The organism is Rheinheimera hassiensis, assembly GCF_022436675.1.
GTDB classification, from domain to species: Bacteria; Pseudomonadota; Gammaproteobacteria; order Enterobacterales; family Alteromonadaceae; genus Alishewanella; species Alishewanella hassiensis.
Genome location: NZ_JAKUJZ010000003.1, coordinates 40,874 through 52,768, shown reverse-complemented (window position 1 = coordinate 52,768; position 11,895 = coordinate 40,874). Strand labels below are relative to the sequence as shown.

The 11,895-nt window shown below is 48.4% G+C and carries 14 protein-coding genes and 1 riboswitch; of the genes, 6 read left to right on the top strand and 8 right to left on the bottom strand.

What is annotated here, in order from left to right; translation table 11 throughout:
* Nucleotides 1–8: 8 nt before the first annotated feature.
* Entirely contained in the window at nucleotides 9–1,724 is a 1,716-nt protein-coding gene (locus tag MJX74_RS06080; protein ID WP_240221716.1) for a M28 family metallopeptidase, read from the bottom strand.
* A 134-nt stretch (nucleotides 1,725–1,858) separates the two neighbouring features.
* The gene (locus tag MJX74_RS06075) at nucleotides 1,859–2,461 is read right to left on the bottom strand and encodes a hypothetical protein (RefSeq protein WP_240221714.1); all 603 of its coding nucleotides are present in this window, start codon (nucleotides 2,459–2,461) and stop codon (nucleotides 1,859–1,861) included.
* Nucleotides 2,462–2,498: 37 nt separating this feature from the next.
* On the opposite strand from MJX74_RS06075, the gene MJX74_RS06070 reads away from it, so the two are divergent.
* Entirely contained in the window at nucleotides 2,499–2,828 is a 330-nt protein-coding gene (locus tag MJX74_RS06070) for a DUF3081 family protein (RefSeq protein WP_240221712.1), read from the top strand.
* 189 nt (nucleotides 2,829–3,017) lie between these two features.
* Nucleotides 3,018–3,190: riboswitch (Lysine riboswitch) on the top strand.
* Nucleotides 3,191–3,296: 106 nt separating this feature from the next.
* Nucleotides 3,297–4,649, top strand: coding sequence for a lysine-sensitive aspartokinase 3 (gene lysC / locus MJX74_RS06065; protein ID WP_240221710.1), 1,353 nt, complete (start codon nucleotides 3,297–3,299; stop codon nucleotides 4,647–4,649).
* 21 nt (nucleotides 4,650–4,670) lie between these two features.
* Here the strand turns inward: lysC and MJX74_RS06060 are convergent, their stop codons facing one another.
* Both MJX74_RS06060 and queC read right to left on the bottom strand, forming a co-directional pair.
* Nucleotides 4,671–5,915, bottom strand: coding sequence for a dicarboxylate/amino acid:cation symporter (locus MJX74_RS06060; RefSeq protein WP_240221708.1), 1,245 nt, complete (start codon nucleotides 5,913–5,915; stop codon nucleotides 4,671–4,673).
* A gap of 94 nt (nucleotides 5,916–6,009) precedes the next feature.
* Nucleotides 6,010–6,678, bottom strand: a complete 669-nt coding sequence (queC, locus tag MJX74_RS06055; RefSeq protein ID WP_240221706.1) for a 7-cyano-7-deazaguanine synthase QueC — start codon at nucleotides 6,676–6,678, stop codon at nucleotides 6,010–6,012.
* A 113-nt stretch (nucleotides 6,679–6,791) separates the two neighbouring features.
* Here queC and queE point away from each other — a divergent pair, with 113 nt between their 5' ends.
* Complete coding sequence (gene queE, locus MJX74_RS06050) at nucleotides 6,792–7,457, top strand: 7-carboxy-7-deazaguanine synthase QueE (protein WP_240221704.1); 666 nt, start codon at nucleotides 6,792–6,794, stop codon at nucleotides 7,455–7,457.
* Nucleotides 7,458–7,871, top strand: a complete 414-nt coding sequence (locus MJX74_RS06045; protein ID WP_240221702.1) for a hypothetical protein — start codon at nucleotides 7,458–7,460, stop codon at nucleotides 7,869–7,871.
* Here the strand turns inward: MJX74_RS06045 and MJX74_RS06040 are convergent.
* On the bottom strand, nucleotides 7,862–8,440 hold the full coding sequence (locus MJX74_RS06040; RefSeq protein WP_240221700.1) for an LON peptidase substrate-binding domain-containing protein: 579 nt from the start codon (nucleotides 8,438–8,440) through the stop codon (nucleotides 7,862–7,864). The genes MJX74_RS06045 and MJX74_RS06040 overlap by 10 nt on opposite strands.
* 77 nt (nucleotides 8,441–8,517) lie before the next feature.
* Between MJX74_RS06040 and MJX74_RS06035 the strand changes: the two genes are divergently transcribed.
* Nucleotides 8,518–9,717 carry a DNA recombination protein RmuC gene (locus MJX74_RS06035; protein ID WP_240221698.1) on the top strand — a complete coding sequence of 400 codons (1,200 nt, stop codon included), beginning with the start codon at nucleotides 8,518–8,520 and terminating at the stop codon, nucleotides 9,715–9,717.
* A gap of 76 nt (nucleotides 9,718–9,793) precedes the next feature.
* Nucleotides 9,794–10,546 (top strand): substrate-binding periplasmic protein, encoded by a 753-nt coding sequence (locus MJX74_RS06030; protein ID WP_240221696.1) that lies wholly within the window; start codon nucleotides 9,794–9,796, stop codon nucleotides 10,544–10,546.
* Here MJX74_RS06030 and MJX74_RS06025 read toward each other — a convergent pair.
* From MJX74_RS06025 to arsC, 3 genes are read right to left on the bottom strand one after another with little or no spacing between them, the layout of a single operon-like run.
* Nucleotides 10,543–10,962, bottom strand: a complete 420-nt coding sequence (locus MJX74_RS06025; RefSeq protein WP_240221694.1) for a DUF2069 domain-containing protein — start codon at nucleotides 10,960–10,962, stop codon at nucleotides 10,543–10,545. The genes MJX74_RS06030 and MJX74_RS06025 overlap by 4 nt on opposite strands.
* Nucleotides 10,963–10,965: 3 nt before the next feature.
* Nucleotides 10,966–11,544 (bottom strand): NAD(P)H:quinone oxidoreductase, encoded by a 579-nt coding sequence (wrbA, locus tag MJX74_RS06020; RefSeq protein WP_240221692.1) that lies wholly within the window; start codon nucleotides 11,542–11,544, stop codon nucleotides 10,966–10,968.
* Nucleotides 11,541–11,888 carry an arsenate reductase (glutaredoxin) gene (arsC, locus tag MJX74_RS06015; RefSeq protein ID WP_240221690.1) on the bottom strand — a complete coding sequence of 116 codons (348 nt, stop codon included), beginning with the start codon at nucleotides 11,886–11,888 and terminating at the stop codon, nucleotides 11,541–11,543. The genes wrbA and arsC overlap by 4 nt, the downstream gene beginning before the upstream one ends.
* Nucleotides 11,889–11,895 lie beyond the last annotated feature (7 nt).

The window sequence follows — 11,895 nt, the reverse complement described above, 5'->3', positions numbered from 1 at the left end:
AGGTTTTTTTACTTACGCGCATCAGCCGATGCATCGCGTATTGCCTTAAATTCGTTACCCTGATTCCAGTTTGGCCAGTTGCGGCTGTTAGCCAGCTCGTTGCCAACCTGATAAAACAGGAATAAGTCTTGCTGTGCGCCACGCAAATCCCAGTCGTCGTTCCACTCGTCATTTACCTTATGGTAGCAACAGGTATTGTATTCAGCACGCTGAGCTTTACCCCATTCTGCGCCATTTTCAAAGTGGTCGTTACCGCCTTTTGCATAAAGAATTGGCACGCCTTTTTTCGACAGATTAAAGTGATCTGAGCGATAAGCAATACCGGCTTCAGGGTTGTGCTCACGCACGGCATAACGGCCTTGTTGCTCGGTGTACTTAATAAGAATATCTTCAGCGTTATTATTACCCAGACCAACAATCACCATATCTTTCATCGGGCCATACACATTCATTACGTCCATGTTAATGCCGACGACAGTTTTTTCCAGTGGGAATACCGGGTTGGCCGCATACCAGGCTGAACCTAACAAACCGCGCTCTTCTGCTGTTACCGCGACAAATACCACTGAGCGCTCTGGCTTAGGTTGCTGGGTGAAATACTCTGCCAGTGCCAGTAAGCCGCCGGTGCCGGATGCGTTATCCTGGGCGCCGTTAAATACTTTGTTTGTCGGGTTAGAAAAGTCCATGCCCAGGTGATCCCAATGCGCCATATACAGCACATATTCATCCGGATATTTGCTGCCTTCGATATAACCCACTACGTTGCTGGATACCAGTTCGCGCAGGTTGTTTTTTACACTGACTGACGCTGTGGCATTAAGTGCGACCGGTGCAAAATCTTTTTGCAGGGCATTTTTGTGCATAGTAGCTAAATCGGTGCCTATATTAGCAAACAGCTTTTCGGCGGCTTCAGTAGTTACCCAGCCTTCTACTTTGGCGCGGTCCATATTTTTGTTTTCGTTGATTAAATCGAATTTAATCGGTGAACCATGAGCTACTACGCCCCAACCGTAGCTGGCCGGTGCGGTCTCATGAATAATCAATGCCATAGCGGCACCCTGGCGGGCGGCTTCTTCAAATTTGTAGGTCCAGCGGCCGTAGTAAGTCATGGCATTGCCGTTAAATAATGCCGGGTCCTGGGTGGCAAAGCCTGGATCGTTAACAAACATCACCACGGTTTTGCCTTTTACGTCCAGGCCTTCGTAGTCGTTCCAGCCGTATTCCGGTGCCACTATGCCGTAGCCAACAAACACCATTTCACTGTCGGTTACTTCAACCTGTCCGGTCACCTGGGTTGTCCAGGCTGTCATATCGTCACGGTAGTTAAACTGCGCCGGTAACTTATCGCCCTTTAGTGTCATGGCTGATACCTGAACCGGGTCAATTTGTACCAGCGATACCGGTTGCTTATAGCTGTCGCCATCGATAGGTTTTAAACCGATGCGGCGAAAATTGTCTTCTAAAAAGGCAACGGTTAACTCTTCGCCTTTTGTTGCTGGCGCACGGCCCTGAAACTCGTCTGCTGATAGCGTTTTAATGTATTCGCCTAAGCGTGGGTTGACTTCAGTAAACTGTAATTCGCTGCTTTTAGCTGCAGTTTCGCTTACGACTGTGGGGTTAACTTCTGCTGGTTTTTCGTTGGCTGGTTGCTCTGAGCAAGCCGTTAATACTGCCATGGCTGTCAGCGCAGTGGCAAACGCGCTAAAGCGGGAAAGGGTAATCATAGTGGCTCCGTGGTTTTTTATTGTTGTCTGTTTTGTTAACTGACGCGCAGTGGCTGCGACAGTTGAGCAAAATCAGTTTATCTTAGCGTAACTGACATCAGGCGACCAGTTTACCTGTCGACTGTACCGGGGGATTAGTCTTTATACCCCCATGGTGTTGGCGGCAGAGCGACCGGTTTGGTTAAATCAAAATCAACCCGGAACTCGCGGCCTTCGCGGATCAGGCGGTAGCTAAAGGTTTGCGGGTAAATATACATTTGCCAGATATTGGTATTTGACTGCGGGTTACCTAAACGTGAGAACAGCTCTTTTGAATATTGATCGGCCGGAAAGCTCTGCACATTCGCCCAGCCGGCATCTGTGGTATGGCCGCCGTACATGGTAGAGACATCGTGGCTGCCGTTTTTTTTACGGTGATCGTGCTTTAAACTCAGGCCTGAGCCGGTTTTGGTAATAATCCAGGTGCGGGAGTGATCACCTCCGACATGAAACGGAATTTGTAATTGAGTGTCTGTACAATTACGCACATGCATAACTAAACGGCCTTCAAAGCCACCACTTTGCGGATTATCAATGCTGACTTTGCCTTCATAGGCTTTACCACAGTGCGCGCGCAGGTTGTCGAAGTAAGCATCGTGGCTGGTTATGGATACCTGTGGCGCCGGCTGAACTATATTCGCTGAAATAGCGGCAGAAAATGTCAGGGCAATAGCGCTTGTAATCAGTGTCTTGTGCATATATTTCTCCTTATAACACCGCCGGACTATAACCTTTGTGCGTATTCGCTGCAAACTGGTGTTACGCTTAAGCCAACTGAAACTGGAGCAAAAAAAGATGCAAAATGAACTGGATGCTAAATTTTTATTCAGCGTGTTTAGTAAAGTTGAAAAACACGGCAAAGCGATTAACAACGAGCTTGGCGCAGGTTTTGAGCTGGAAGGGATTACGGTAAATTCTGGCTTTGATGGTTACGAGGTGTATTTTAGCAATGGCAAGGTGCAGATAACCTTGGGTTTTCATAACAAATGGCACAGTGATGCGAAATCAGAAACAGATATGGATGAATTTGTGGCGCAGTTGCGCAAAATTAACCGGCTGCACTAAATTATTTTACTGCTTTATTTCACTGCGGCTAAGGATTTGTTCAGTTTAAACCGCTACCATAGCGCGTAGTTATAAGCGCTGGCAGAGACGACGGCGGGCGTTACCTGAGTAACTATTTTTTAGACGGCTAAAAGGCTATTGCCTGTTCAGGCAAAACAAGGTAAGGTGTCGCCCGTCAATCATATCTGATAGACCAGAAGAGGCGCGTTAGCCAGGTAGTTCAGGACAGATGTCTATACATCGTAGCTTGAATAAGGGGGACTAACGCCGAGAAAAGCGCAGTTATAGAGCTGCACTTTTCGGTCGTTAAGGCTGAATCCTTGCGACTGTCACCTGAATTTCGGTGGAGAGCTTCTGGCCTTTGTTAACTACAGTTTACAGAAATTACAGAAGCAATCTGTGCCATTCTCGTTTTGCTGTTAGCAAATGCCATGCTCTGCTTATTATGTTTTATAAGGAGAGGCACCCTTGTCCAAACTTATTGTTGCAAAATTCGGCGGCACCAGCGTCGCAGACTTCGATGCTATGTCGCGTTGCGCTGACATTATTCTTGCTGAACCCGCTATCCGTTTAGTGGTAGTTAGCGCCAGTTCCGGCGTAACCAACCTGCTTGTCGATATTACCAAACATACCGATGTTACCGAGCGCTATGCCTGCTATCAGGGCATTGAGCGTATTACGTTGGCGGTATTAAACCGTTTGCAGCAGCCCGATGCAGTAGCTGCCGATATTGACCAGCTGCTATCAGCACTAAAAGAGCTGATAGAGCAGGGCGGCGCGGTATACAGCGGCGCACATAAAGATGAAATTCAATCTTTCGGTGAGCGCTTAAGCTCAGTGCTGTTTGCTCAGGTGCTGCGTGAGCGTGGCGCTGCAGGTTTATGCTTTGATGCCCGCCGGGTAATGCGCACCGACAGCCGCTTTGGTAAAGGTGAGCCACAAATTACCCAAATCAGTGAGTTGTGTGCAATTCAGTTACAGCCCTTGCTGGCAGATAACGTGGTCGTTACCCAGGGCTTTATTGGTGCTGATGATATCGGCCAGACCACCACGCTTGGCCGGGGCGGTTCCGATTATAGTGCAGCTTTATTGGGTGAAGCCTTAAATGCAGCGGTGGTACAAATATGGACCGACGTAGTCGGTATTTTTACCACTGATCCGCGCCTAACTGATCAGGCACGCTGCATTAAAGAAATCAGCTTTGATGAAGCCGCCGAAATGGCCACCTTTGGTGCCAAAGTCTTGCACCCTGCAACGCTGATACCTGCGATGCGGCGTAATATCGGTGTGTTTGTCGGCTCCAGCCGCGAACCACAAGCCGGCGGCACCTGGATAGCCAAAGAGGTAAAAGATCGTCCGCCTTATCGTGCGATTGCACTTCGAAAAGCACAAACGCTGATCACCGTTAAAAGCCCGGCCATGTTGCACGCGGCAGGTTTTTTAACCCGGGTGTTTGATATTTTAAGCCGCCATCAGATTTCGGTCGATTTAGTGACAACTTCTGAAATCAGCGTGGCGCTGACGCTGGATGAAGGCGGTATGAGCAGTGCATTTAGTGCGTCGGTAGAGCCGGCACTGGCAGAGCTGCGCAGTTTTTGTGAAGTGACTGTGGAGCAGGGGTTAAGCCTGATTGCTGTGATTGGCAACCATCTGCACAGTAGTAAAGGGGTGACCGGCGATTTATTTAATACGTTGGAGCGTATTAATATGCGGCTGATCTGCCATGGGGCGTCTAAGCATAACCTGTGCTTTTTAGTGCAGGATGCCGATGCCCCGGCAGTGGTAAAACAGCTGCACCAAAGCCTGTTTAGCGCCGCGTAATAAGCACTGCAGTAGCGTCTTTTATGATGCTACTGCAGTATTGTGTTGTGCCGGCTTTGCAGGAGTGTGTACCAAACCTTCTGAGCGGCCAATCACCAGTGCCACCATGGTATCGCCTGTTACATTGGTGGCGGTGCGCATCATATCGATAATCCTGTCTATCGCAGCAATAAAGGCAATACCCTCAATGGGTAAACCCACCACACTTAAGGTTACTGTTAGCATAACCATAGCGGTACCCGGTACACCGGCGGTGCCAACAGACGCTAATGTCGCGGTGCCGGCAATCAGCAAATAATCGACTGTTGTAAGGTCTATGCCATACAGATGGGCAATAAAAATGGCTGCAATGGCCGGGTAAATGCCGCCACAGCCGTCCATATTAATGGTGGCACCCAGAGGCAGCACAAAGCTGGCATAATCTTTTGATACACCTAAGTTTTCTGTTACCACTTTGTGGCTTACCGGCAGCGAGCCGTAACTGCTGGCGCTGCTGTAGGCTACCAGCTGTGCCGGTAAAATGGCTTTAAAGTAGTCACGTACGCGCATACCACCAAACAGCTTAACCAGGCCGCCATAGGTAAATACAATATGGATAATACAGGCCAGATAAATAGCCAGAATAAATTTGCCCAGCGGTAACAAAGTGTCCAGGCCATAATTACCCACTACCCAGGCCATTAAACCAAATACGCCAAGCGGGGTTAACTCCAGCACCATACGGGTGATCTGATACATAATATCGGCACCGGACAGCAGCACTTTTTTCATCGGCGCGGCTTTTTCGCCAATTTTATTAATGGCGATGCCCACTAAGGCAGCAAAGACGATAATTTGCAGAATATTACCGTTTACCATCGCGGCCAGCGGATTGGTAGGGATAAGGTTGGTCAGTACATCGGCTACCGGTGGAATATCGCGCGGTTTTATCTCTGCAGCAGTTAATTGTACGGTATCGCCCCAGTTCATCAGCGAGCCTACCGTTAAGCCAATTAAACTGGCAATAAAGGCAGTCAGTAAAAATAACCCCACGGTTTTAAATGCCAGCCGCTGCATTTTACCGCTGTCGGCCAGTGAGGTAACGCTGCTGATCAGGGCAAAAAATACCAGCGGTACTACCAGCATGCGAATGGCATTAATAAATAAGGTGCCTAACGGTTTAAAGACGGTGGCTGTTTCGCCCAGTAGTACACCAGTAGTGACACCCAGTAACAGTGCTCCCAGCACTCTTTGCCAAAACGGAATTGCAAACCAGAAAGCCAACATAAAATAGCGCCATAATTCAATTTTACGCCATTATAGAGACAACAAAAGCGGCAACAAGGCCGCTTTTCTATATGTTATAACCAGTTATATGGTATTAGCTCAGGTTTTGCTCATACGGCAGCGGATCGGTAACCTTATTCAGCGTAAAGGCTTCTAACCGCTCCTGACAAGAACCACATTTACCACAGGCTTTTTCGCGGCCGTTGTAGCAGGTCCAGGTTTTGCTGTAATCCAGCCCCATAGCCAGGCCATCGGCCAGGATTTCTATTTTGGTTTGCGCCAGATAAGGGCTGATAATATCGATAGGTTCATAGTTGGCTATCTGGCAGACATCATGCATTTTTTGCACAAATTCCGGCCGGCAGTCGGGGTAAATAAAGTGATCGCCCGAGTGCGCACCGTAATATACCTGCGATGCGCCCAGCGATACCGCGTAACCTACCGCCAGCGACAGTAAAATCATATTACGGTTGGGTACCACGGTAGACTTCATATTATCAGCAGCGTAATGGCCTTCGGGGATATCAATATCATCGGTTAATGACGAGCCGGCTAAAAGCTGGTTAATAGCAGAGATATCCACAATTTTATGTTTGATACCCAGCTCCTGACACACCTGTGCGGCACACTGCAGCTCTTTTACATGGCGCTGACCATAATTAAAAGACAACGCGTATACATCATGGCCGGCCTGCACGGCTTTGTGTAACACGGTGAAGGAATCCATCCCTCCGGAGTAAATCACCACAACTTTGTTCGGCATAGCAGGCTCTCTCTTGTATAATACGGCTTAAATTTTCAATTAATGCTGCCGGCCCTGAAGCCGGGCGCGCATTGTACTGTAATTCAGCCACAGGCTAAAGGGCAAAGCACAGAGTGTATAAAGTTAACGAGGTTTTTGAAACCATTCAGGGCGAGGGCAGTTTTACCGGCGCCGCAGCCATTTTTATCCGTTTGCAGGGCTGCCCGGTAGGATGCAGCTGGTGCGACACTAAGCACACCTGGGACATTAAAGACGATCTGGCAATGCCGTTGGGCGATATTGTGATTAGAACGGCTGAGACAGAACACTGGGCACAAGTTACCGCGGCGGATTTACTGGCGCAGTTTACTAAAGAAGGTTACCAGGCGAAGCATGTGGTCATTACCGGTGGTGAGCCATGCATGTACGATCTGAACCCCTTGTGTGAACTGCTACACCACAATGGCTACAGTACTCAAATTGAAACCAGTGGTACTTTTACCATTCAAGCACCAGCGCAAACCTGGGTTACTGTATCACCCAAGGTGAATATGGCTGGTGGCTACAAGGTTTTGCAAAGTGCGCTGGACAGAGCCAACGAGATTAAACACCCCGTTGCGATGGAAAAACATGTAGATGAGCTGTTGCAGTTATTGCAACATACTGACACTAAAGCTAAGCTGATTTATCTGCAGCCGATCAGTCAGCAGCGCCGGGCAACAGAACTGGCAATAGCAATGTGTAAAAAACATAACTGGCGGCTTAGTGTGCAGGTGCATAAATATTTAGGGATTAGCTAAATGCCACAAAATATTGAGCCGTTTTTTCAGTGTTATGCCGACGCCTACTCCAATTACCAGTTGTCGCCTTTGCTGGAGTTAGTCTCATTGCCGTGCATGTTATTAGCCGACGAAAGCAAAATGATGTTTTCCGAGCCTGAAAGCCTGCGGCAGTATTTTGAACAGCAGTTTGAACAATACCGCCAGGTAGGGGTAAGCCGGGTGAGCTTTCGCTTGCAAAGCCAGGTTAGGCTGTCAGAAAGCTTAAGGTTTGTCAGCCTGTATTGGTATTTCTATGGTAACGGCGATCAGGTGCTGTTTACCTGCCATACCTCATATACACTGCAATCACAGCAAGGTAACTGGCAGTTGGTTGCATTAGTTACTGATGATGAACAAGCTGCTTATCAGCGCGTGCGCAATGCTCAGGCCTGATGCGACAACCAGGCTTGTAAGCTGTCCAGGCAAGGCGACGGACTGTTTTCCTGCGCCAGTTTTTGCTTAAGTGCCGGTTGCATCGGAATAAGCTCCAGCCAGCGTGATGCCAGCCAGGCCGCGTCAGTATATTTAGGCGTTGGGTAAAGTTGGTTTAGTGCCGGGTACTCTTGTAGTAGCTTTTGCAGTTGCCTGATCAGCGGCGTGTATTCAGCATTTACATCTGTGGTGGCCCAATTCTCCATAGGCTCTGTCATTGCAACGTGTAACTGATCAGCCTCCTGCCAGCGTTCGGTAATTTTTACCCGCTCAATACCGGCAATGGTGATGCCCAGCAAGCCATCTTCTAACTGCTCAAAATCTTCAATTTTTACCCGTGTTGCCAATGGCAGAATGCGATCAGTATGTTGCTTACTGACATAAGGGTTAATTTGCGCCAGAGCAAAATCGCGTTTACCGACACTGGCCTCGCTGACCAAACGGACATAGCGGCGCTCAAACACACGTAAGCGCATGCGTCCCTCAGGTAAGATAAAACTGTTTAGCGGAAATAATGCCAGTTCTTTCATAGTGCTGCTGATAAAGTTGTATAGTTGCCTGTTATACGTAACATGAGCGGCAATGGTTTGGCCAAAGTAGGGGTTTTATGACATTACAACACTGGATTTATCTGATAACGGCTGTGTTGGCACTGAATATCGTGCTAGTGCTGCTGTTATTATTACGCCGTGCGCCGGGCACTGGCCTGGCAGAGCAGCTGGCCCAGCATAAGCTTGAACTGGTGCAACAGCAGGGACAATTTCAGCAGCAGTTGCTGGAGCAACAGCATTTACAACGCCAGCACTTACAACAACAGCAGCAAGAGCATTTGCTGCAGGTACTGCAAAAAATAACCGATACCCAACAATCAGCCCGTTTTGAACTGAGCAAAAACTTGCAACAGCAAGCAATTATGCTGGCAGAGCAAGTTAAACAACTTACGCAGAGCATTGATCTGCGCTTAAAAGACATCGCCGGCCAGGTAGAGCGCCGTTTAAGCGAGGGCTTTGAAAAAACCAACCAAACTTTTACCGATATTGTTAAGCGGTTGGCGCTGATTGATGATGCCCAGAAAAAAATTACCGAATTGTCTACTAACGTTGTCAGCTTGCAGGAGGTATTGGCTGATAAACGCTCCCGCGGTGCTTTTGGCGAAGTGCAGTTAACCGCGCTGATCCGTAATGTGATGCCCGAACAGCATTTTTCTTTGCAACATACTTTGAGTAACGGCCGTATTGCCGATTGTGTACTGTTTTTACCCAAGCCGAGCGGCAATATTGTTATCGATGCCAAGTTTCCGCTGGAAAGCTATAAAAAGATGACCGATCCGCAATTTGGTCCGGAAGAGCGCAAGCTGGCGCAGCGCCAGTTTAAGCTGGATATTAAAAAGCACATTAACGATATTGCCGATAAATACATTATTGCCAACGAAACTGCCGATGGCGCGATAATGTTTTTACCTGCCGAGGCTATTTTTGCAGAGCTGCATGCCTATCATGCTGATATCGTAGAGGAAGCTTACCGGCGCCGGGTATGGTTAACCTCACCAACTACGTTAATGGCCGTGCTAACTACGGCCCGTAGTGTATTAAAAGACGACGCGACACGCCGGCAAATTCATTTAATCCAGGAGCACCTGATTAAACTGGCCGAGGATTTTGACCGCTTCCGCGGCCGCTTTGATAATCTGGCTAAGCATATTGATCAGGCCGCGACTGATGTAAAACAGATCCATACATCAGCACATAAAATAAGCAGCCGCTTCAGCCAGATAGAAAAAGTGGAATGGCTGGAAGAAAGCGACTAGGCTGTATTAGCAAGCAATAATTTAAGTTAAAAGCTGACGCAGAAACCAGTGACTGCCTGCCCAAGGAGTTAAGCTAGTGCCAATAGCCGCATTGTTACTGTTTCTGCTGTTTTATGCCGCAGTAGCGTTGCCAGACAAAGCGCCGCTTTATGCTATTGTCAGTGAAACCAACACTCCTCCTTACGCTATTTTTAATGCCGATAACGAACTGCAAGCAGGCTTGAGCAAAGATATTATTGACGAACTGGGCCTGCGCATTAACCGCACGGTACAGTATATTAATTTACCCCGCGCCAGAGTTGAGCCCTGGCTTATTGAAGGGCAGGCAGAAATTGCCTGCTTTTTAAACCCTGACTGGGTAAATGAGCCTGATAAGCTGCTATGGAGCACGGCACTATTTAGCACGCGGCAACTGTTAGTGCGCCGCCGTGAAAGCGAGCCGATTACTGCCATTCAACATCTGGCAGGCAAAAGAGTAGGGACGACACGTGGTTTTACCTACCCGGAGCTGGAGCAGGTATTTCAAAGCGGTGATGTGATCCGTGATGATGCACACTCGTTACAAAGTAATTTATTACGCTTAAAACAAGGGCGGCTTGATATGGTGATGACAGTTGATTTGTCTTACCATTTTTTTGTAACAACTCTGGACGATCAAAGTTTTAGCGCGGATCCCTTGTGGTCAAAAGCACCGACAGTATACTGCGGCCTAAGCCGGCATAATCCAAAAAATGCGCAGTTGCTACTCGATACATTGCAGCAGATAACTGCCAGCGGCTTTATTGAGCAACGGCTGGCATTTTATATGGGGCGGCCGTTAGAGCGTTAACGTCTGGGGTCGTCTTTCAGTCTGGGTATTTTTAGCCCAAGCTCCTGGCCACGGTGGCGGGCATAATAAGTACAACCAACAAACATCAGGCTGGCCAGTACCAGCTCCACTACTGACAATAGTTGATGTATACCGCTGCTTACCCAAAGGTTAGTCAGGCTATGCAAAAAATAAATCATCACAATAAAGTTGGCCCAGGCCATGGTATAAGCATGGCCTTTGATAATGCCATAAAATGGCAGCCACAGCGGCAGCCAGAGTAACGCGAGCAACACATAAGCATTACCCATTTGTGGTGGTGCCAGCCATAAGATCCATAGCGGTTGTAATAACCACAGACCAAAAAAACCAATACGACCCAGTAATAAGTAACGTGTTGTTTTGGCCGCCATTGGCGCAGTACTGCCTGGTTGCATAATTTATAACCTGTGTTGTTTTAATTGCAGGCTTAACGTAGCCAGCCGCTTACCAAACGCAATGGCCAGCCGTTGTTCATCCACACTGAGTTTGTCATCGCTGTGGTGACCACTGACATGTGTAGGGCCGTAGGGAGTGCCACCGGTTTGCGTTTGGTGTAACTCGGGCTCGCTGTATGGAATGCCGGTTAGCAGCATACCGTGATGTAACAGAGGCAGGCTCATGCTAAGCAGGGTGGCCTCATTGCCGCCATGCATGCTGCCAGATGAAGTAAACACACCGGCAGGTTTGTCTATTAGTTCACCTTTAAGCCAGACACTGGTGGTGCCATCCCAGAATGCTTTGGCATCAGCAACCATATTGCCAAACCGCACCGGGCTGCCAAAAGCCAGGCCGTCGCAGCTGGCCAGCTCTTTAAGCTCAACTACGGCATGGCGGCTGGCATGTTGTTTATCCAGTGGCGGAATACAACGCACCAGTGCTTCGGCGCCACTTTGTTGTACACCAATAGCGATTTTATCTGCCAATGCAGCCACAGCGCCGTTGCGTGAGTAATACAAAATCAGAATACGGCAGCTCATGATAACAACGGCAGAATATTGCTGGCCGGGCGGCCAATAACGGCTTTATTACCTTTAATAATAACCGGACGTTCGATCAGTTTGGGCTGTTGCGCCATTGCCTCAATCAGCTGCTGCTCGCTCAGCGACATATCATCCAGCCCCAATTGTTTGTATTCGTCCTCTTTGCTACGCAGCAACTGGCGTGCTGGTATATCCAGCTTGCCTAACAAGACAGTAAGCTCGTCTGCTGTCAGCGGGGTTTTTAAATATTCAATCACTTCAACTTGTAATGCATGTTGTTGCAGTAGTGCCAGCGCTTCCCGGCTTTTTGAACAACGCGGGTTATGCAAAATTTTTATCATCAGTGTA

Excerpts from the sequence above, each read along its gene's own strand:
- MJX74_RS06080 (WP_240221716.1), bottom strand. The coding sequence starts at position 1,724 with ATGATTACCCTTTCCCGCTTTAGCGCGTTTGCCACTGCGCTGACAGCC.
- MJX74_RS06075 (WP_240221714.1), bottom strand. The coding sequence starts at position 2,461 with ATGCACAAGACACTGATTACAAGCGCTATTGCCCTGACATTTTCTGCC.
- MJX74_RS06060 (WP_240221708.1), bottom strand. The coding sequence starts at position 5,915 with ATGTTGGCTTTCTGGTTTGCAATTCCGTTTTGGCAAAGAGTGCTGGGA.
- queC (WP_240221706.1), bottom strand. The coding sequence starts at position 6,678 with ATGCCGAACAAAGTTGTGGTGATTTACTCCGGAGGGATGGATTCCTTC.
- MJX74_RS06045 (WP_240221702.1), top strand. The coding sequence starts at position 7,458 with ATGCCACAAAATATTGAGCCGTTTTTTCAGTGTTATGCCGACGCCTAC.
- MJX74_RS06040 (WP_240221700.1), bottom strand. The coding sequence starts at position 8,440 with ATGAAAGAACTGGCATTATTTCCGCTAAACAGTTTTATCTTACCTGAG.
- MJX74_RS06035 (WP_240221698.1), top strand. The coding sequence starts at position 8,518 with ATGACATTACAACACTGGATTTATCTGATAACGGCTGTGTTGGCACTG.
- MJX74_RS06025 (WP_240221694.1), bottom strand. The coding sequence starts at position 10,962 with ATGCAACCAGGCAGTACTGCGCCAATGGCGGCCAAAACAACACGTTAC.
- wrbA (WP_240221692.1), bottom strand. The coding sequence starts at position 11,544 with ATGAGCTGCCGTATTCTGATTTTGTATTACTCACGCAACGGCGCTGTG.
- arsC (WP_240221690.1), bottom strand. The coding sequence starts at position 11,888 with ATGATAAAAATTTTGCATAACCCGCGTTGTTCAAAAAGCCGGGAAGCG.